The 17,249-nt window shown below is 53.8% G+C and carries 20 protein-coding genes; 8 read left to right on the top strand and 12 right to left on the bottom strand.

The annotated features are described in order from the left end of the window. The first annotated feature begins 10 nt into the window (after positions 1 to 10). From csgA to ymdB, 4 genes are all read left to right on the top strand, one after another. Positions 11 to 463: a curli major subunit CsgA gene (gene csgA, locus ABFV38_RS08195; RefSeq protein ID WP_008500842.1), complete on the top strand. Its 453-nt coding sequence runs from the start codon at positions 11 to 13 to the stop codon at positions 461 to 463. Positions 464 to 524: 61 nt separating this feature from the next. Further along, positions 525 to 857 (top strand): curli assembly chaperone CsgC, encoded by a 333-nt coding sequence (gene csgC, locus ABFV38_RS08200; RefSeq protein WP_235404203.1) that lies wholly within the window; start codon positions 525 to 527, stop codon positions 855 to 857. A 160-nt stretch (positions 858 to 1,017) separates the two neighbouring features. After that, on the top strand, positions 1,018 to 1,338 hold the full coding sequence (locus ABFV38_RS08205) for a type 1 fimbrial protein (protein ID WP_348959081.1): 321 nt from the start codon (positions 1,018 to 1,020) through the stop codon (positions 1,336 to 1,338). Between the two features lie 105 nt (positions 1,339 to 1,443). Continuing rightward, the gene (gene ymdB, locus ABFV38_RS08210; RefSeq protein WP_348959082.1) at positions 1,444 to 1,986 is read left to right on the top strand and encodes an O-acetyl-ADP-ribose deacetylase; all 543 of its coding nucleotides are present in this window, start codon (positions 1,444 to 1,446) and stop codon (positions 1,984 to 1,986) included. A 34-nt stretch (positions 1,987 to 2,020) separates the two neighbouring features. Here the strand turns inward: ymdB and mdoC are convergent, their stop codons facing one another. Further along, positions 2,021 to 3,160 carry a glucans biosynthesis protein MdoC gene (gene mdoC / locus ABFV38_RS08215; RefSeq protein WP_048027372.1) on the bottom strand — a complete coding sequence of 380 codons (1,140 nt, stop codon included), beginning with the start codon at positions 3,158 to 3,160 and terminating at the stop codon, positions 2,021 to 2,023. A 254-nt stretch (positions 3,161 to 3,414) separates the two neighbouring features. Between mdoC and mdoG the strand changes: the two genes are divergently transcribed. The 3 genes from mdoG to ABFV38_RS08230 all read left to right on the top strand — a co-directional run bounded on the left by mdoG (position 3,415) and on the right by ABFV38_RS08230 (position 7,801). After that, on the top strand, positions 3,415 to 4,968 hold the full coding sequence (gene mdoG / locus ABFV38_RS08220) for a glucans biosynthesis protein MdoG (RefSeq protein ID WP_021240787.1): 1,554 nt from the start codon (positions 3,415 to 3,417) through the stop codon (positions 4,966 to 4,968). Next, complete coding sequence (gene mdoH, locus ABFV38_RS08225) at positions 4,961 to 7,489, top strand: glucans biosynthesis glucosyltransferase MdoH (RefSeq protein WP_045908288.1); 2,529 nt, start codon at positions 4,961 to 4,963, stop codon at positions 7,487 to 7,489. Before mdoG ends, mdoH begins: the two co-directional genes overlap by 8 nt. 84 nt (positions 7,490 to 7,573) lie before the next feature. Continuing rightward, positions 7,574 to 7,801: a YceK/YidQ family lipoprotein gene (locus ABFV38_RS08230; RefSeq protein ID WP_008500835.1), complete on the top strand. Its 228-nt coding sequence runs from the start codon at positions 7,574 to 7,576 to the stop codon at positions 7,799 to 7,801. Between the two features lie 6 nt (positions 7,802 to 7,807). Here ABFV38_RS08230 and ABFV38_RS08235 read toward each other — a convergent pair whose 3' ends face one another. The 3 genes from ABFV38_RS08235 to ABFV38_RS08245 form a co-directional block, all read right to left on the bottom strand. Continuing rightward, complete coding sequence (locus tag ABFV38_RS08235; protein ID WP_008500834.1) at positions 7,808 to 8,182, bottom strand: MysB family protein; 375 nt, start codon at positions 8,180 to 8,182, stop codon at positions 7,808 to 7,810. 96 nt (positions 8,183 to 8,278) lie between these two features. Continuing rightward, positions 8,279 to 9,496, bottom strand: coding sequence for a multidrug efflux MFS transporter MdtG (gene mdtG, locus ABFV38_RS08240; RefSeq protein WP_348959085.1), 1,218 nt, complete (start codon positions 9,494 to 9,496; stop codon positions 8,279 to 8,281). Between the two features lie 143 nt (positions 9,497 to 9,639). After that, positions 9,640 to 10,566, bottom strand: coding sequence for a Kdo(2)-lipid IV(A) acyltransferase (locus tag ABFV38_RS08245; RefSeq protein WP_045910183.1), 927 nt, complete (start codon positions 10,564 to 10,566; stop codon positions 9,640 to 9,642). A 221-nt stretch (positions 10,567 to 10,787) separates the two neighbouring features. Here ABFV38_RS08245 and ABFV38_RS08250 point away from each other — a divergent pair, with 221 nt between their 5' ends. Then, positions 10,788 to 11,837 carry a rhodanese-related sulfurtransferase gene (locus ABFV38_RS08250; protein WP_008500831.1) on the top strand — a complete coding sequence of 350 codons (1,050 nt, stop codon included), beginning with the start codon at positions 10,788 to 10,790 and terminating at the stop codon, positions 11,835 to 11,837. A gap of 41 nt (positions 11,838 to 11,878) precedes the next feature. On the opposite strand, the gene ABFV38_RS08255 is transcribed toward ABFV38_RS08250, so the two are convergent. The 8 genes from ABFV38_RS08255 to ABFV38_RS08290 form a co-directional block, all read right to left on the bottom strand. After that, the gene (locus ABFV38_RS08255; RefSeq protein WP_348959088.1) at positions 11,879 to 12,457 is read right to left on the bottom strand and encodes a YceI family protein; all 579 of its coding nucleotides are present in this window, start codon (positions 12,455 to 12,457) and stop codon (positions 11,879 to 11,881) included. A gap of 1 nt (position 12,458) precedes the next feature. After that, positions 12,459 to 13,025, bottom strand: a complete 567-nt coding sequence (locus tag ABFV38_RS08260; protein ID WP_348959090.1) for a cytochrome b — start codon at positions 13,023 to 13,025, stop codon at positions 12,459 to 12,461. Between the two features lie 207 nt (positions 13,026 to 13,232). After that, positions 13,233 to 13,346 carry a DUF2770 family protein gene (locus ABFV38_RS08265; RefSeq protein WP_032645429.1) on the bottom strand — a complete coding sequence of 38 codons (114 nt, stop codon included), beginning with the start codon at positions 13,344 to 13,346 and terminating at the stop codon, positions 13,233 to 13,235. A gap of 60 nt (positions 13,347 to 13,406) precedes the next feature. Beyond that, the gene (solA, locus tag ABFV38_RS08270) at positions 13,407 to 14,525 is read right to left on the bottom strand and encodes an N-methyl-L-tryptophan oxidase (RefSeq protein ID WP_348959091.1); all 1,119 of its coding nucleotides are present in this window, start codon (positions 14,523 to 14,525) and stop codon (positions 13,407 to 13,409) included. A 116-nt stretch (positions 14,526 to 14,641) separates the two neighbouring features. Then, entirely contained in the window at positions 14,642 to 14,896 is a 255-nt protein-coding gene (gene bssS, locus ABFV38_RS08275) for a biofilm formation regulator BssS (protein ID WP_008500827.1), read from the bottom strand. Between the two features lie 275 nt (positions 14,897 to 15,171). Beyond that, a complete protein-coding gene (gene dinI, locus ABFV38_RS08280; protein WP_133294159.1) occupies positions 15,172 to 15,417 on the bottom strand; it encodes a DNA damage-inducible protein I in 246 nt (81 codons plus the stop codon). Positions 15,418 to 15,491: 74 nt separating this feature from the next. Beyond that, on the bottom strand, positions 15,492 to 16,538 hold the full coding sequence (gene pyrC, locus ABFV38_RS08285; RefSeq protein ID WP_348959093.1) for a dihydroorotase: 1,047 nt from the start codon (positions 16,536 to 16,538) through the stop codon (positions 15,492 to 15,494). Positions 16,539 to 16,665: 127 nt separating this feature from the next. After that, positions 16,666 to 17,226 (bottom strand): lipoprotein, encoded by a 561-nt coding sequence (locus ABFV38_RS08290; RefSeq protein ID WP_045910186.1) that lies wholly within the window; start codon positions 17,224 to 17,226, stop codon positions 16,666 to 16,668. Positions 17,227 to 17,249 lie beyond the last annotated feature (23 nt).

Raw genomic sequence — 17,249 nt, forward strand, 5'->3', positions numbered from 1 at the left:
GGGGTTTACCATGAAATTTCTCAAAGTGGCAGCGCTTGCAGCAATCGTAGTTTCTGGTAGTGCTATGGCGGGTTCTATTAATCAGGGCGGCTGGGGTCATGGACATGGTCATGGCGGATACAGTGGCCCAAATTCAACCCTGAATATTTATCAGGACGGTGGCGGTAACTCCGCGGTTGCTCTGCAGACAGACGCCAGAAATTCTGTGCTGAATATTACCCAGAAAGGTGGCGGTAACGGCGCTGACGTTGGTCAGGGTTCTGATGACAGTAAAATCAACCTGACCCAGAAAGGATTTGGCAACAGTGCAACACTTGATCAGTGGAACAGTAAAAAATCTGTTATGAACGTTAGCCAGTCCGGCGGCTTTAACGGTGCCCTCGTAGACCAGACTGCTTCTAACTCTACTGTCAACGTTACCCAGATCGGCTTCGGTAACCACGCGACAGCTCATCAGTACTGATACTGAAATCTGTGCTACAAAAAAACAGGGCTGATGCCCTGTTTTTTTTCGGGAGTTCATCATGAATACCTTAATTCTCCTCGCCGCGCTTTCCAGCCAGATAACCTTCAAAACGTCGCAGCAGGAAAATATGACCACCATTATTCCCCAGGTCACTCTGGCGCAGCCGTGTGATTGTCAGGTTCAGATTGTTTCCGTTCGGGAAGGGCAGGGGGGACAAAGTTCGTCCCGACAGCAAAATACCCTTTTTATCCCCGCTAATCAGACGATTGATTTAATGCGCCTGAGTTTAAATATAAGCGCAGGAGACACGGTAAAAATCGTTGTCACCGTCTCAGATGGAAAATCGCTTCATTTATCACAACAGTGGTCGCCAGCGGGAAGTTCGATCTAAACATTCATGGAATCAATGGCTTGTGAATGTGGCGGGTCTGTACCGTTGAGCTATGCTGATATCAGGGACCAGGTCATTATGTTCCTTAACGTGAGACTTCGTTTGTCATAATGAAGTGCGTTTACCCCTCAAGGACGATTTTCATTGAGGAGTACCTATAATGAACCACTCTTTCGTTCGACTCGTGACGGGTCTGGGCCTGATCGTTTCTGTTTTTAGCCTCCCGGTTTATTCCGCTACCATTGTGAACGGTGGCGTCATTCATTTTCGCGGTGCCATTGTTGCCGACCCCTGTGAAGTTACGCCGCAGCAGAGACAGTTTGCCATGTCCTGCCCGGATAATAATCGTATGCAAACGCGCATGGTCAGCTATGAAGAGGCGCTTAATGGCCACGTGTCCGATTCGAACCTGGCATCGCTGCGCATGAAATACCTCAACCCTGAAAAAACGCTCGCGGTTGTCGAAATACAGTATCGATAACGCTCTCTCTTCCGCTTTGTGCGGAAGAGGATTTTTTCTGATAGTTTTTTCTCCCGGGCAGCCCTGCGATACACTTAAGAAAAAGGCGGGTTGCAGAGGGGCTTTATGAAACCGCAAATTGAAGTTATTCATGGCGATATTACGACCATGCACGTCGACGTCATCGTCAATGCGGCCAATCCCTCCCTGATGGGGGGAGGCGGTGTGGACGGGGCTATCCACCGGGCTGCCGGACCGCAGCTGCTGGAAGCCTGCAAAACCGTGCGGCAACAGCAGGGTGAATGTCCTCCCGGTCATGCGGTCATTACGCTTGCGGGCGATCTGCCTGCCAGAGCGGTCATTCACGCCGTAGGGCCTGTCTGGCACGGTGGCGATCGGCATGAGGCGAGTATTCTGGAAGAGGCGTACCGGAACTGTCTGCGGCTGGCTGCCGACAACGGCTATAAAACAATGGCGTTTCCGGCTATAAGTACCGGTGTGTATGGCTTTCCTAAGGCGGCGGCCGCGACGATCGCCGTCGAAACCGTTTACCGCTACCTGTCGCTAAAACCGATGCCTGAGAAGGTTATCTTTGTCTGTTTCGACGAAGAAACTACCCACCTTTATCAACGGTTGCTGACCCAGCGCGGGCAGGAACTGGACACCTGAAGACAGCGCGGCGCACTCAGTGCGCTGCGGTTGTTTATGAGGCTTTTACCTGTGGTTTTCCTGAAAAGAGGAAACGCAGGAGCGGGATCCGCAGATGGATTTCATAGAGCACGATCGCAATCCCCACGACAAACACCAGACCGGTAAAGAACCCCAGCGTGTTGGAGGCGATATGCGGGGTGATATAAGCCCCGAAGAAAAGCGTTAACGGGTGATGCACCAGATAAATAAACAGCGAAGCATTGACGAAGTAGGTCACACGGCTGGACTTAAAGTTCAGCAGGCGGTGGCCGAGCGCGAATACCACGTTCACCATCCACAAACCCAGCAGCATGGTGATCACGCTTTCCGTTTCGTACATCCAGGCGTCGCCGCTGCCGTAGCGCTGATTCAGCAGATAGGCTGCGAACGCGAAGGCCGCACCTATCGCACACCACGGTGACGGAGTGGTAAACAGTGCTTTCAGCTTCGGATAAATAAACGCCAGCGCGCCGATTAGAAAGAACGGGATGTAGAACAGCGACTGCATCACCACGAAATTAAAGAGCCCGTCGCTTAAAATCGGCGAATAGACGATAAGCAGGGTCCGTCGCACGGCAGCATAAGCGATCCCCAACAGCAAGAAGAGCACTGACAGTTTGCCCATCGTAACGTTGGCGAAAAAGGCGTCGGCTGTCGAACTCAGGTGGTGGCGCAGGCGGCTAAAAATAAACAGACTCACCGTGGTGAGCACCACCAGGACCAGCAGGAACCACAGGTGAGACACCAGCTCCCAGACCAGCGTATTGTACTTTTCATACAGCGACAGATTCGGCCAGTTTTCCGCTTTGCCTTTGACGTACTGCAGCATAATGAACTGAGGCAGCGTCAGCAGCGGAATCGCGGTCAACATGGGGATCCCCACGCGCTCGACGCGCACTTTCCACCAGCGTTTAAGCGGGTATCGCAGAAACAGCATGTAAGAGAAATAGCCGGAGATGACAAAAAACACCTGCATACGGAAGGCGTGAATAAAGTCATTAAACAGCGTCAGCCACCAGGACGGCATCTGGCTATTCACATGCCAGGTGTGGCTGGAGTAAATCAGTGATATGTGAAAAGGGATCCCCAATAGCATCAGCCATGCCCGGATCGAGTCGAGGAAATATTCACGTTCTGTTGGTGTTGTGCTCATATAACGTTGTGCATTCTCAGACTTTTCGTCTTATCCCTAAGACTCATAATGGTTACATTCGAAAGCAACCCTACACCAAGACCGACACCCTGTCTCCAGGATAAGCACGCAAAGTGAATAATGGGTTCTTTCATTTGCTTAATCCATGAGCCAGCAGCTGAACAAAGCAGTGATAATGTTGTCGGATTGCCTGAGTTTCCATTAAAATGGATCGGATCGATATAAGCACACAAAGGGGGAAGTGCTTACTTATTATGAAACATAAACCACAGATGATGAAAATGCGTTGGTTAGGTGCTGCAGTGGTGTTATCACTGTATACCTCATCGGCACTGGCCTTTAACATCGACGATGTCGCAAAACAGGCAAAATCGATGGCAGGCAAGAGCTACGAAGCGCCGAAAAGTAACTTGCCCTCCGTTTTCCGCGACATGAAGTATGCGGACTATCAGCAGATCCAGTTCAATCACGATAAAGCGTACTGGAGCAATATTAAAACCCCGTTCAAGCTTGAATTTTATCATCAGGGTATGTACTTCGACACGCCTGTTGCCATCAATGAAGTGACGGCAACCGCGGTACGCAAGATCAAGTACAGCCCGGATTACTTCAATTTTGGCAATGTGCAACACGACAAAGATACGGTGAAAGACCTGGGCTTCGCTGGCTTTAAGGTGCTTTACCCGATCAACAGCAAAGATAAAAACGACGAAATCGTCAGCATGCTTGGTGCAAGCTATTTCCGCGTGATTGGCGCGGGGCAGGTATACGGGCTTTCTGCGCGCGGACTGGCTATTGATACCGCGCTGCCATCAGGTGAAGAATTCCCACGTTTCCGTGAGTTCTGGATTGAACGTCCAAAACCAACGGACAAACGTCTGACTATATATGCGCTGCTGGATTCTCCGCGTGCGACCGGTGCCTATCGCTTTGTGATCATGCCGGGTCGTGACACGGTGGTTGACGTGCAGTCTAAGGTTTACCTGCGTGATAAAGTGGGCAAACTGGGCGTTGCGCCGCTGACCAGTATGTTCCTGTTTGGGCCGAACCAGCCGTCACCGGCCACCAACTTCCGCCCGGAACTGCATGACTCCAACGGTCTGTCTATTCACGCCGGTAACGGCGAGTGGATCTGGCGTCCGCTGAACAACCCGAAACATCTGGCGGTGAGCAGCTTCGCAATGGAAAACCCACAAGGTTTTGGCCTGCTGCAGCGTGGTCGTCAGTTCTCCCGCTTTGAAGATCTGGACGACCGCTATGACCAGCGCCCAAGCGCCTGGGTCACGCCAAACGGTGACTGGGGTAAAGGTAAGGTCGAGCTGGTAGAAATTCCTACCAATGACGAAACCAACGATAACATCGTCGCTTACTGGACGCCGGATCAGTTGCCGGAAGCCGGTAAAGAGATGAACTTCAAGTACACCATCACCTTCAGCCGCGACGAAGATAAGCTGCATGCGCCGGATAACGCGTATGTCATGCAGACTCGCCGCTCAACGGGTGATGTGAAGCAGTCTAATCTTATCCGTCAGCCTGACGGTACCGTGGCCTTTGTCGTGGACTTCACAGGCCAGGATATGAAGAAACTGTCGCCGGACACTGCCGTTGCCGCTCAGGCCAGCATCGGTGATAACGGTGAAATCGTTGAGAATACCGTGCGTTACAACCCGGTAACCAAAGGCTGGCGTCTGACCCTGCGCGTGAAAGTGAAAGATCCGAAACAGACCACTGAAATGCGTGCAGCGCTGGTCAGTAACGATCAGCCACTGAGTGAAACCTGGAGCTATCAGCTACCTGCCAATGAATAATACATCTGAATATATTGATGCCATGCCGCTGACGGATATCGAAAAAGCGGCACTGCCTAAGAGCGACATCCGCGCGGTTCACACCGCGCTGGATGGTGAACATCGTCAGTTTTCCCGTGATGATGATACGCCGCTGGGGTCAGTAAAGGCACGTCTGGAGCAGGCCTGGCCGGACTCGCTGGCAGAAGGGCAGTTGATTAAAGACGACGAAGGGCGCGATCAGCTTCAGGCGATGCCGAAGGCCACGCGTTCCTCAATGTTTCCCGATCCATGGCGCACCAACCCGGTGGGCCGCTTCTGGGATCGCCTGCGCGGGCGTGATGTGACGCCCCGCTATCTGTCACGCCTGACGAAAGAAGAGCAGGCTTCCGAACAGAAATGGCGTACCGTGGGGACCATCCGTCGCTACATCCTGCTGCTGCTGACGCTGGCGCAGACGGTCGTTGCGACCTGGTATATGAAAACCATCCTGCCTTATCAGGGCTGGGCGTTTATCAACCCGACGGACATGATGGGCCAGGATCTCTGGGTCTCCTTCATGCAGCTGCTGCCGTACATCCTGCAGAGCGGCATCCTTTTGCTGTTCGCGGTTCTCTTCTGCTGGGTCTCGGCTGGTTTCTGGACCGCGCTGATGGGCTTCCTGCAGCTGCTGATGGGGCGTGACAAATACAGCATTTCGGCGTCAACGGTCGGGGATGAACCCCTCAATCCTGAGCACCGTACCGCGCTGATTATGCCTATCTGTAACGAAGACGTTGACCGCGTGTTTGCGGGCCTGCGTGCCACCTGGGAGTCCGTAAAGGCGACCGGCAACGCGGAGCATTTCGACGTTTACATCCTGAGCGACAGTTACAACCCGGATATCTGCGTGGCGGAACAAAAAGCGTGGATGGAGCTGATTGCGGAAGTGCAGGGCGAAGGGCAGATCTTCTACCGTCGTCGCCGCCGTCGTGTGAAGCGTAAAAGCGGTAACATCGATGACTTCTGCCGTCGCTGGGGTAATCAGTACAGCTATATGGTCGTGCTGGATGCGGACTCCGTCATGAGCGGTGACTGCCTGAGCGGTCTGGTGCGTCTGATGGAAGCCAACCCGAACGCGGGTATCATTCAGTCTTCGCCAAAAGCCTCCGGTATGGACACGCTCTATGCGCGCTGCCAGCAGTTCGCCACCCGTGTTTACGGGCCGCTGTTTACGGCGGGTCTGCACTTCTGGCAGCTGGGTGAATCGCACTACTGGGGTCACAACGCCATTATCCGCGTGAAGCCGTTCATTGAACACTGTGCGCTGGCGCCGCTGCCGGGCGAGGGTTCGTTTGCCGGTTCTATTCTGTCGCATGACTTCGTGGAAGCGGCGCTGATGCGTCGTGCTGGCTGGGGCGTCTGGATTGCCTACGACCTGCCGGGATCGTACGAAGAGCTGCCGCCGAACCTGCTGGACGAACTCAAGCGTGACCGCCGCTGGTGTCACGGTAACCTGATGAACTTCCGCCTGTTCCTGGTGAAAGGGATGCACCCGGTTCACCGTGCAGTGTTCCTGACGGGCGTGATGTCTTATCTCTCAGCACCGCTGTGGTTTATGTTCCTGGCGCTCTCCACTGCGCTGCAGGTCGTGCATGCCCTGACGGAGCCGCAATACTTCCTGCAACCGCGGCAGCTGTTCCCGGTGTGGCCACAGTGGCGCCCGGAACTGGCGATTGCGTTGTTTGCCTCCACCATGGTGCTGCTGTTCCTGCCTAAGCTGCTCAGCATCATCCTGATCTGGTGCAAAGGCTCGAAAGAGTACGGCGGTTTCTTCCGCGTGACCCTTTCACTGCTGCTGGAAGTGCTGTTCTCCGTGCTGCTGGCACCGGTGCGTATGCTGTTCCACACCGTGTTCGTGGTCAGTGCGTTCCTGGGCTGGGAAGTGGTCTGGAACTCACCGCAGCGTGATGACGACTCCACGCCGTGGAGCGAAGCCTTTATGCGCCACGGTTCTCAGCTGCTGCTGGGTCTGGTGTGGGCGGCCGGGATGGCGTGGCTGGATCTGCGCTTCCTGTTCTGGCTGGCGCCGATTGTCTTCTCGCTGATCCTGTCGCCGTTTGTCTCCGTGATCTCCAGCCGTTCGACGGTGGGGCTGCGGACCAAACGCTGGAAGCTGTTCCTGATCCCGGAAGAGTATTCCCCGCCGCAGGTGCTGGTGGACACCGATCGTTATCTCGAGCAGAACCGCAATCGCACGCTGGATGACGGCTTTATGCACGCCGTGTTTAACCCGTCATTCAACGCCCTGGCAACGGCGATGGCCACCGCGCGCCACCGTGCCAGCCAGGTGCTGGAGATTGCCCGCGATCGTCACGTTGAGCAGGCGCTGAACGAGACCCCGGAAAAACTCAACCGTGACCGTCGTCTGGTCCTGTTGAGCGACCCGGTCACGATGGCGCGTCTTCACTACCGCGTGTGGTCCGCTCCGGAGAGATACTCTTCGTGGGTAAACTACTATAAAGAACTGAAGCTGAACCCGCTGGCGTTGAAGGCGAAGTAAGGGGTTAAGTAGGGCGGGTAAGCGAAGCGCCACCCGCCAAATAAAATACCGGCTTAATCGCCGGTATTTTTTTAGAGGTTACTCATGAGAATAATCATCGTCGTTCTGATGGCGTGCCTGCTCAGCGGCTGCGGCAGCATCATCAGCCGCACCATTCCAGGGCAAGGCCACGGGAATCAGTATTACCCGGGCGTGAAATGGGATCTCCGTGACTCCGCATGGCGCTACCTCACCGTGCTGGATCTGCCATTCTCGCTAATTTTCGACACGCTGCTGCTGCCGATCGATGCCAGCCACGGCCCTTACGAGTAGCGTAAATTAACGCTCGTCCCACTCATCGGCTGCGGTTTGACCTTCTTCCGTATCGAGTGGTGGCTCGAGCTGAAATTCGCCCTCATCCCACTCGTGCAGGGTGTTTTCTTCCAGCCATTCCTGCCGCAGTTCGATTTCATCATAGTCACCGTCAAAGACGGCCTGCGCACCTTCACCGCTCAGGACCGGCAGACATTCCCCTTCTTCACCTTCATCGGCAAAGAATTCGGCCTGCCACATAATATCCCCATCCTGCAGAACGTATTTTTGGATATTAAGTTGTTGCACGTCAGCATCTTCTTCTTCAACGCCGGGGTTGTCGGCGAGGAACTCTTCACGAGCGGCATCAATAGCTTCTTCCAGCGTGGCGTACATGGTCATTGGTGTCTCCCTGTTTTCCAGAAGGTTTCAGGGAAAGAATAGCTGAATATCTGATTCTGCAAGTATGAATACGAAAATAAGCTTCAGGCGTTCGTCTTATTCCGCCACCGGCCGTAGCGCGCGGGATAAACTGAACCACGAATAGATCGCATTAAACAGCACTACGCCTGCCGTCACGATAAAGACGGCGCGAAAACCAAAGCTGGCGGAAATGCCAGCCCCGAGGAGCGGCCCGGTGACATTACCGATGTCGCGAAACGACTGGTTATAGCTGAAAATACGCCCGGCAATCTGGTTTGTGGAGTTGTAGACCAGCAGGGTCTGGACGGCGGGCAGTAACGCGCCGTCAGCGGCGCCCAGTAAAAAGCGCAGAACACCAAGCTGCCAGGGCGAGTGCACCATCGACATGGGGATCAGCAGCAGAACAGAGATCACCAACGCACAGATCAGAATTTTTTCCGGGCCGACGCGGTCTCCCAGTTTCCCCAGCCTCGGGGCGCTGAGCAATGCCGCCACGCCGGGCACGGATGCGATCAGCCCGCTAATAAATGCAATATTGCTGACGTTGCCCGCCAGATCGCGAACGTACAGCGTGAGGATAGGGGCAATCGATCCGGTTGCAACCTGAATAATCAGGGTCGTCACGAACAGACTCAGCACCAGTCTGGGATTTTTGAGCGAGGTCAGCACCTCCCTGGCGTGGAGCATCTCTTTCTTCGCAACGGGCGTGAAGTTTTCCCGAATACAGAGCAGGGTGATGATAAAGCACAGGAACAGCACGCTGGCGGTGATGAAGAACACCGGGCGCAGGCCATAGCTGTCGGCCAGGAGTCCGCCGGCCAGTGGCCCCAGCAGGGCACCGCTCACGCCGCCGGTTGAGAGCGTGCCCAGCGCCCAGCCGCTCTTATGGCGAGGAATTTGTGTGGCAATCAGGGCGTTGGCATTGGGAATAAAGCCTCCCAGCAAGCCCAGCAGCGCGCGCAAAATCAGGAACTGCCAGACGTTTTGCGCCACGCCCATCAGCGCCATGATGATGGCCATCCCCAGTGCCGAGCGGAGCAGCATGATTTTTCGCCCCTTACGGTCGGCAAGGCCACCCCAGAAGGGCGAGGCCATCGCGGAAAACAGGAACGTGATGCTGAATACCAGGCCGGACCACATATTGAGCGCGCTGTGGCCCGTCACGCCCAGCTGTTCGACGTAAAGCGGCAGGAAAGGCATGACCAGGCTAAACGCTGCGCCGGTGAGAAAACAGCCAAGCCACGCAACCGTGAGGTTACGCTTCCAGTTTATGGGGGCATCTGAGGGTGACATAACAATCCGCATAATGAGGTGCTGAGCACCTGAAGCATGAAGTAATAAGCCTGCTAATTATGCGCCTGGGTTATGATTGCCGCAATGAGGGGGAGCTTTTAAAGCTAAAACAGCATGCGGCCCTGAGGGCCGCACGTTGAAAATCAATAGCGTGACGGCGTGCCTTTTGGCCGGGTTTTAAAGCGACGGTGCAGCCACATATACTGCTCCGGGGCGAGCATGATGCACTTCTCCACAACGCTGTTCATCCAGCGTGCGGTGGTTTCTGCATCGTCAAGCGGCGGTGCGAGTTCCGGCTCCAGCATCATCAGCTCGTAGCCCGAACCGTCCGGCTTACGGCGGGGAACAAAAGGCACGATGGCGGCTTTGGACATCCGCGCCAGCATCCAGGTACCGGTGGTTGTCGCGGCCTCTTCAACGGCGAAGAAAGGGACAAAAACGCTGGCCTGTGGACCATAGTCGTGGTCGGGGGCATACCAGACCACTTCACCGGATTTCAGCGCGCGGATCATTCCCTTCAGATCTTTACGGTCGATCATGCTTTTGTTAGAGCGCATGCGGCCGTTGGTCTGGATTAAATCGATGACCGGGTTATCGTTAGGGCGATAAACGCCAATGCCGGGCGCCTGCATGCCGAACATACGCGCCCCGATTTCCAGCGTCAGAAAATGGACGCCGATCAGCAGAACGCCCGTCTGGTTGGCCTGAAGCGTATGCACCGGATCCATGCCGGTTCCCGTCACCTCACTCCAGCGAGCCATGCGTTTGTCCGGCCAGAACCACGCCATGCCGGTTTCCATAAGCCCCATCCCGACGGATTCGAAATTCTTCGCGACCATGTCGTGACGCTCTGATTCGCTCATCTGCGGAAAACACAGCTCAAGGTTGCGGTACGCGATTCTGGCGCGACGCTTCATAAACAGCTGTGCGAAACGGCCCAGAAATTTACCCAACCGAAAAATAACAGGGTAGGGAAGCTGTACCAGAAGCCATAAAAAGCCGATGCCAAGCCAGGTCAACCAATAGCGGGGATGCAAAAGGGCGGCAGTAAATGTTGGTAACTGGGTCATGTCTTTCCTGTGTTCAAACGTCCTGTTTTGCTAGTGTCTCATTTTTTGAGGCGTAGCCAAAATATCTGCTTTCGAAGCGTGCACGAATACAGCAATTGTTAAGCCTGATTAATCAGGGTGTGTGAAATGTAGCGTAAATTGTGTGGATGTAAATTGGTTTTGTTTGCTATATGATGCCGACCGAATTTTCATTCTCTCTAACGATTCCAGGATTGTACACCATGCCAGTGTTACACAACCGCGTGTCGAATGAGATGTTAAAAGCGCGTATGTTGGCTGAAACCGAACCGCGCACCACCATCTCATTCTATAAATACTTCACGATCGACGATCCGCAGGCGACCCGCGATGCGCTTTATCAGGCGTTCACGGCGCTGAACGTCTTCGGCCGCGTCTACCTTGCCCGTGAAGGCATTAACGCGCAGATTAGCGTACCGGAAAGCAAAGTCAGCGCCTTCCGTGACGTACTTTATCAGTTTGACCCGGCCCTTAACGGCTTACGCCTGAACATTGCCCTGGATGATGACGGGAAATCCTTCTGGGTGCTGCGCATGAAGGTGCGTGAACGCATCGTGGCGGACGGTATCGACGATCCTGAGTTTAACCCGGCGGACGTCGGTGAATACCTGAAGGCGGCGGAAGTGAATGCGATGCTGGACGATCCGGATGCCGTGTTTATTGATATGCGTAACCACTATGAGTATGAGGTGGGGCATTTCGAGAACGCGATGGAAATCCCGGCCGATACCTTCCGCGAGCAACTGCCGAAAGCGGTTGAGATGATGCAGGAGCATAAAGATAAAAAGATCGTTATGTACTGCACCGGCGGTATCCGCTGTGAGAAAGCCAGCGCGTGGATGAAGCACAACGGCTTTAATAAGGTCTGGCACATTGAAGGAGGCATAATCGAGTATGCTCGCCGCGCCCGTGAGCAGGGGCTGCCGGTACGCTTTATCGGGAAAAACTTTGTCTTTGACGAGCGTATGGGCGAACGTATTTCGGACGACGTCATTGCCCAGTGCCACCAGTGCGGCGCGCCGTGTGATACTCACACCAACTGCAAAAATGACGGTTGCCATCTGCTGTTCATTCAGTGCCCGGCCTGTGCCGAGAAGTTTAACGGCTGCTGTAGCGAGCTGTGCAGCGAAGAGAGCATCCTGCCGGAAGAAGAGCAGCGTCGCCGTCGCGCAGGGCGTGAAAACGGCAACAAGATTTTCAATAAATCACGCGGTCGTCTGAATACCAAACTGGGTATCCCTGACCCGGAATGATAATAACGCCCGGCACGGTGAAAGCCTGCCGGGCGACATTATTACGATTTCTGCTGTACACCTTCAACGGAAATAATCAGCTCCACGTCCTGAGACGCCGGGCCTAAATCCGTTGTGATATTAAAATCTTTCAGGTGAATTTTCCCTGCCGCTTCAAAACCTGCGCGTTTACCTCCCCACGGATCATCACCCTGACCCAGTAATTTCGCATCAAGCGTGACCGGTTTGGTTACGCCGTTAAGCGTCAGGTTGCCGGTAATATTCAGCTGATCGCCGTCTTTCTTCACCTCAGTAGAAGTGAAGGTTGCCTGCGGGAATTTCGCGACGTTGAGGAACTCCCCACTGCGCAGGTGTTTATCGCGCTCTGCGTGGTTTGTGTCGACGCTGTTCGTATTAATCGTCACATTGACTTTATCGGCCGCGGGATTTTTTTCGTCAAAGGTGAACGTGCCGTCAAAATCCTTAAAGGTGCCGTACAGCCAGCTATATCCCAGGTGCTGAATACGGAAATTGATGAAAGCGTGCTGGCCCTCTTTATCAATTTTATAATCCGCCGCCACGGCGGAACCGGCGGTGAATAACAGAGAACCCAGTGCGATACCCAGCAGGTGTTTTTTCATTTTATGCTCCAGAGTCAACTGACGAGCGGCCAAGCATGCGCTTTAGCGTATCGTCTTTATCAATAAAATGGTGTTTGAGGGCGGCAAACCCGTGAAGTACGGACAGGATCACCACGCTCCAGGCAAGCCAGAGGTGAATGACCCCCGCCGTGTCGGCCTGCGCCCCGGCATCGCTCAGTGTTGCCGGAACGTCGAACAGGCCGAAGACGTTAATCGGCTTACCGTCAGCCGTCGAAATGAGATAGCCGCTAATCAGGATGCCAAACAGCAGTGCATAGAGGGCAATATGCGCGGTGACTGCACTGAGGCGGGTAAATTTACTGTGGGTCTTTGGCGCAGCGGGCGGCGGGGAAATATGTCGCCAGATCACGCGGAAGACCAGCCCCAGCATCAGCAGGACACCAATGCTTTTATGCAACTCCGGCGCCTGGTGATACCAGCCATCGTAATAGCTGAGCGTGACCATCCAGAGCCCAAGTCCAAACATACCGTAGACGGCAAGAGCAAATATCCAGTGCAAACCTATGGATATTATTCCGTAGCGCCGGGAGGAGTTACGCAATTGCATCAGAATGTCCATTTTCAAATTAACCGGAAAGTAAAAATGAACGGGAAGGCGGGATATTGCAACTGAAATAATTGTCTATTGATTTTTATTTTATTTATTTCAGCAATTTTGAAAAGGATCGCTAGCGCTAATTCAATCTCTTCGTGCAAGCGAAATGGTGAGTTTCAATAAAGATAAATTAACGTCAATTATTGTCAGTAAGGCTTTTCAGTAAAATACAATGTAAACAAAATCAATAATGGCCAACAGCGCCCACAATAAGAGATAGAGCATAAAATGCTCGCGAATATTATTCATCAGAAAGCTAACGATCCTGCGCATAACGCCCCGTAATGCAGTGTGAATGAAACGGGCCCCGGGACCTCCGGCGCCCGTGGCGAATTATCCGTTAAAACGCGAGAGGGAGAAGGGCGTCAGATCAAACTGCGGTGCAATACCCTGGGCAAACTGCGCGGCGATTTCACCCAGCACGGAAGCAAACTTAAAGCCGTGGCCGCTCAGTCCGGTGATGAGCAGCGTGTTGTCATGCCCCGGCAGCGTATCAATGATAAAGTCTTCATCCGGCGTGTTGTCGTAGGTACAGGCCGCGCCATACAGCAAGCCGCCGATGCCCGGAAGAATAGTGCGCAGGAACGAGAAGGCTTCCGAACCATCCTGAGGAAAGGCGCCGAAAGGCTTACGCTCTTCAGGGGAGGTGATAGCCTGGCCCCCGTTGTGTTTACCGATTTTCAGCGCGTCTTTTTCTGACGGGAAGCCGTAGAACTGGTCGCCGTTGGGTAATTCGCCGGTGAAGGCCGGGAATTTATTCTGGACGCTGTAACGACCATCCGACTGGAACCAGGAGAAGACCTTGCGCACCGGCTGGATGGGCAGATCGGGCAGCAGGCGGGTAACCCAGGTTCCCGCGCTGACCAGCAGGCGATCCGCGGAATATTCACCGTCAAGGGTCGTTACCGTGACGCCATTATCGTCATGGGTGATGGCGTCCACCGGACAGTTGAACAGCTGCGCGCAGCCTGCCTTCTCGGCCAGCTCGATCCAGGTCTTGATCGCCGTTTCACAATGCAGCACACCAGAGTGGGCTTCAAAGAGGCCAATATAATCGTCCGGGACGCTAATTTCGGGCCAGCGCGCGCTAATGCCCGTCGCGTCCAGTTTCTCTACGTCCAGATTAAACGCTTTCGCGCTGCGTTCGACGCCGGCGAGAAATTCAGAATGGGCCGGGCCCAGGTTGATAACGCCGGTACGTTCGAAAATGCGGTCTTCAGTCTGTTTCGCCAGTTCGTCCCACAGCGTCTGGGCGCGAAGCACCAGCGCAACATAGCGCTCGCCTTCGCCATACGCATGTCGGATGAGGCGGGTATCGCCATGATGGCTGCCCTCCGCATGAGGCGGAAGATGGCTATCGATCATCAGGACCTTCAGGCCCGCCTGCGTCGCGTAATAACCGGCGGCAGAACCCACGGATCCGCTGCCAATAATGATTAAGTCGTATCTCATATGCATCTCGTAAACTGATGTTTTGTTAGCAGAGTAATTAACAACGCGGGGTTAGACAAGGGAGAAATAAATAAGGCACCGCGAGGGTGCCTGTTGAGTGAAAAGTGGGCATAAGCTTAGTGCCGTTTATACTCATTTTCCTGATAGTCGCCAGATTCTATTTTTGCAATACCTGCCTCTAAAATAGAAATAAACTGACGGGCGACGTCTGTTGTTAGCCACAGCGTCTGTCCAACTTCCGCTTCTTCACGGTTGAGTTGATTTGGGGTCTGGTAGTGCAAACGCAGCATCAGCGCATCGTAGCTATCTACGGTACTGATATCCCAGCCAACGAGTGGGTGGGTCTGGATGACTTCACTATTCTTTTCCATTATAACCCCCTTAATGCGTGTTAGAAGACAACGGCTTTGAGGTTCAATGCATGTTTTTCTGAAAGCAACTTCAGTATACCAAGTAATAAGGGTTCCGAAGGGAAAAATAAACAGGTGGCAACACATTTTTCTGCTTTTTAGGATTGTTCGAACAATAAAACACCATCTCGTTCACGATTTTTAAAGAAGATGCCGAATTAATTTGAACTTACGGGATTTTTAGGCAAAAAAAAAGCCGGGGCGACCCGGCAAAAAAACACAATGAGGGAGCAGTGTTAATCCGTGATGAACCAGTCGTCAGCGCTTTCCCACGTTTCCTGCAGGATTTCGCTGATGCGATCTTTATCTTCTTTTGCGGCACCAATAACGGAGAGGTTGTTTGCCGAGGCGTAACGCACCGTGACGGCACCGGCGTTGTCAGGAAAGGTATTGTTAATACGACGGGATAATTCGCCTGCCAGTGCATCAAGCGCGCCGGCAGGCAGAACGGTAGTTTTGGCTATGGTGACTTCAATACGCATAAATGCCCCCTGTGTAATATACTGTTTATTTATACAGGTATATTATCAGTTTGACAACAAGGGGCATTGATTTTTTAACGTTTTACCGTCCAGCTTACGGTTTCACCCGCCAGGAATGGGATTAGCGTGTCATCCGTCAGGGCAATGGACTCCTCAACGTGGCTCGCTTTACGCTCCAGTTCGATGAAGGTGTCATTGACCGGCAGGCCGTAGAAGCGTGGGCCGTTAAGAGAGCAAAATGCTTCGAAATGTTCCAGCGCGTTCATCTCTTCAAATACAGTTGCGTAGCTGGCAAGCGCCGTTGGGGCGTTGAAGCAGCCTGCACAGCCGCAGCTTGCCTCTTTACGATGGCGGGCGTGAGGCGCGGAATCGGTACCGAGGAACGCGCGGGAGAACCCGCTGGCGACCAGCTCACGCAGCGCCTGCTGGTGGATGTTACGCTTTAGGATAGGCAGACAGTAGAGGTGAGGGCGCACCCCGCCCACCAGCATGTGGTTACGGTTAAACATCAGGTGTTGTGGCGTAATGGTGGCGGCGATGAGATCGTTGCCGTCACGCACGTACTCTGCCGCGTCTTTGGTGGTGATATGCTCAAAGACCACCTTCAGCTCGGGCAGGCGCTGGCGCAGAGGCTCCATCACGGTCTCGATAAAACGGGCTTCACGGTCGAAGATGTCAATGTCAGCATGCGTCACTTCACCGTGAACCAGCAGCGGCATACCCAGTTTCTGCATGCGTTCCAGAACCGGCATGATGGCATCAATGCTGGTGACGCCGTGGCTGGAGTTGGTGGTGGCATTCGCCGGGTAGAGTTTCGCTGCCGTAAACACGCCTTCGTTAAAGCCGCGCTCCACTTCGTTCGGATCCAGTGAATCGGTCAGGTAGCAGGTCATCAACGGGGTAAAATCGTGTCCCGCAGGAACGGCATCGAGGATGCGCTGACGATAGGCTATCGCGGCATCGACGGTGGTGACTGGTGGCACCAGGTTAGGCATGACAATCGCGCGGCCATAAATTCCGCTGGTATAAGGCACGACGGTTTTCAGCATATCACCATCACGCAGATGAATATGCCAGTCGTCAGGGCGGCGGATTTTAAGAACCTGGGGTTGTGCAGTCATGGAAGCTCCGGCTTGTCAGGAATCAGTCATTAGGATGGCTGTTTTTGCCGGACACAAATCATAAGCGGAAACGTTTTCGTTTGCACACTTTTCCGTAAAAAAAAAGGGCGCCGCAGCGCCCTTCAGGTTAATCGGTGAAAGGAATGATAATTTCACCCGGCTTAACCTCTATCCCTTTTGCGTATTTTTTCGCCAGGGCTTCACCCTTGCTTTTGTCTTCACTTAAGACGTACGCGGGCTGCTGGTTAAAGTAATTCCGCAGCGACTGATTCAGATAGGGCATCAGGGTTTGCAGAACCGGCGCCATTTTGTCCGGAGACACCTGCGCATCGACGACCTCCATCTCCTGCAGGAAAATTGCCCCTTTCTCTTTGTTGAAAACAGGGAGTGCCTTCAGCTTGAGCTTGATGTTGGCTTTCTGGTTACCAAAGAGGGAGGACATATCGAGGTCCGCATCACCGGCCAGAGTGACTTTGTTTGGCTCTTCACGTCCGATCTGGCTGGTGAGATTTGTGAGCACGATATGCGCATCGGCAAGACCGGGTACGCCAATGTCTTTCGAGAAATTGTTATGTTTTTCCAGCGCCTGATTAATTTCCTGTTCACTGACGGTATATTGCGTGAGCTGGTTACAGCCAACCAGCAGACCGCTGACAACCAATGCCGCGGCTAAGACAATTTTCTTCATAGTGTTCCTCAACGAAAAATCGG

Source organism: Enterobacter cloacae complex sp. Mu1197, from assembly GCF_040059225.1.
Lineage (GTDB): Bacteria > Pseudomonadota > Gammaproteobacteria > Enterobacterales > Enterobacteriaceae > Enterobacter > Enterobacter quasiroggenkampii.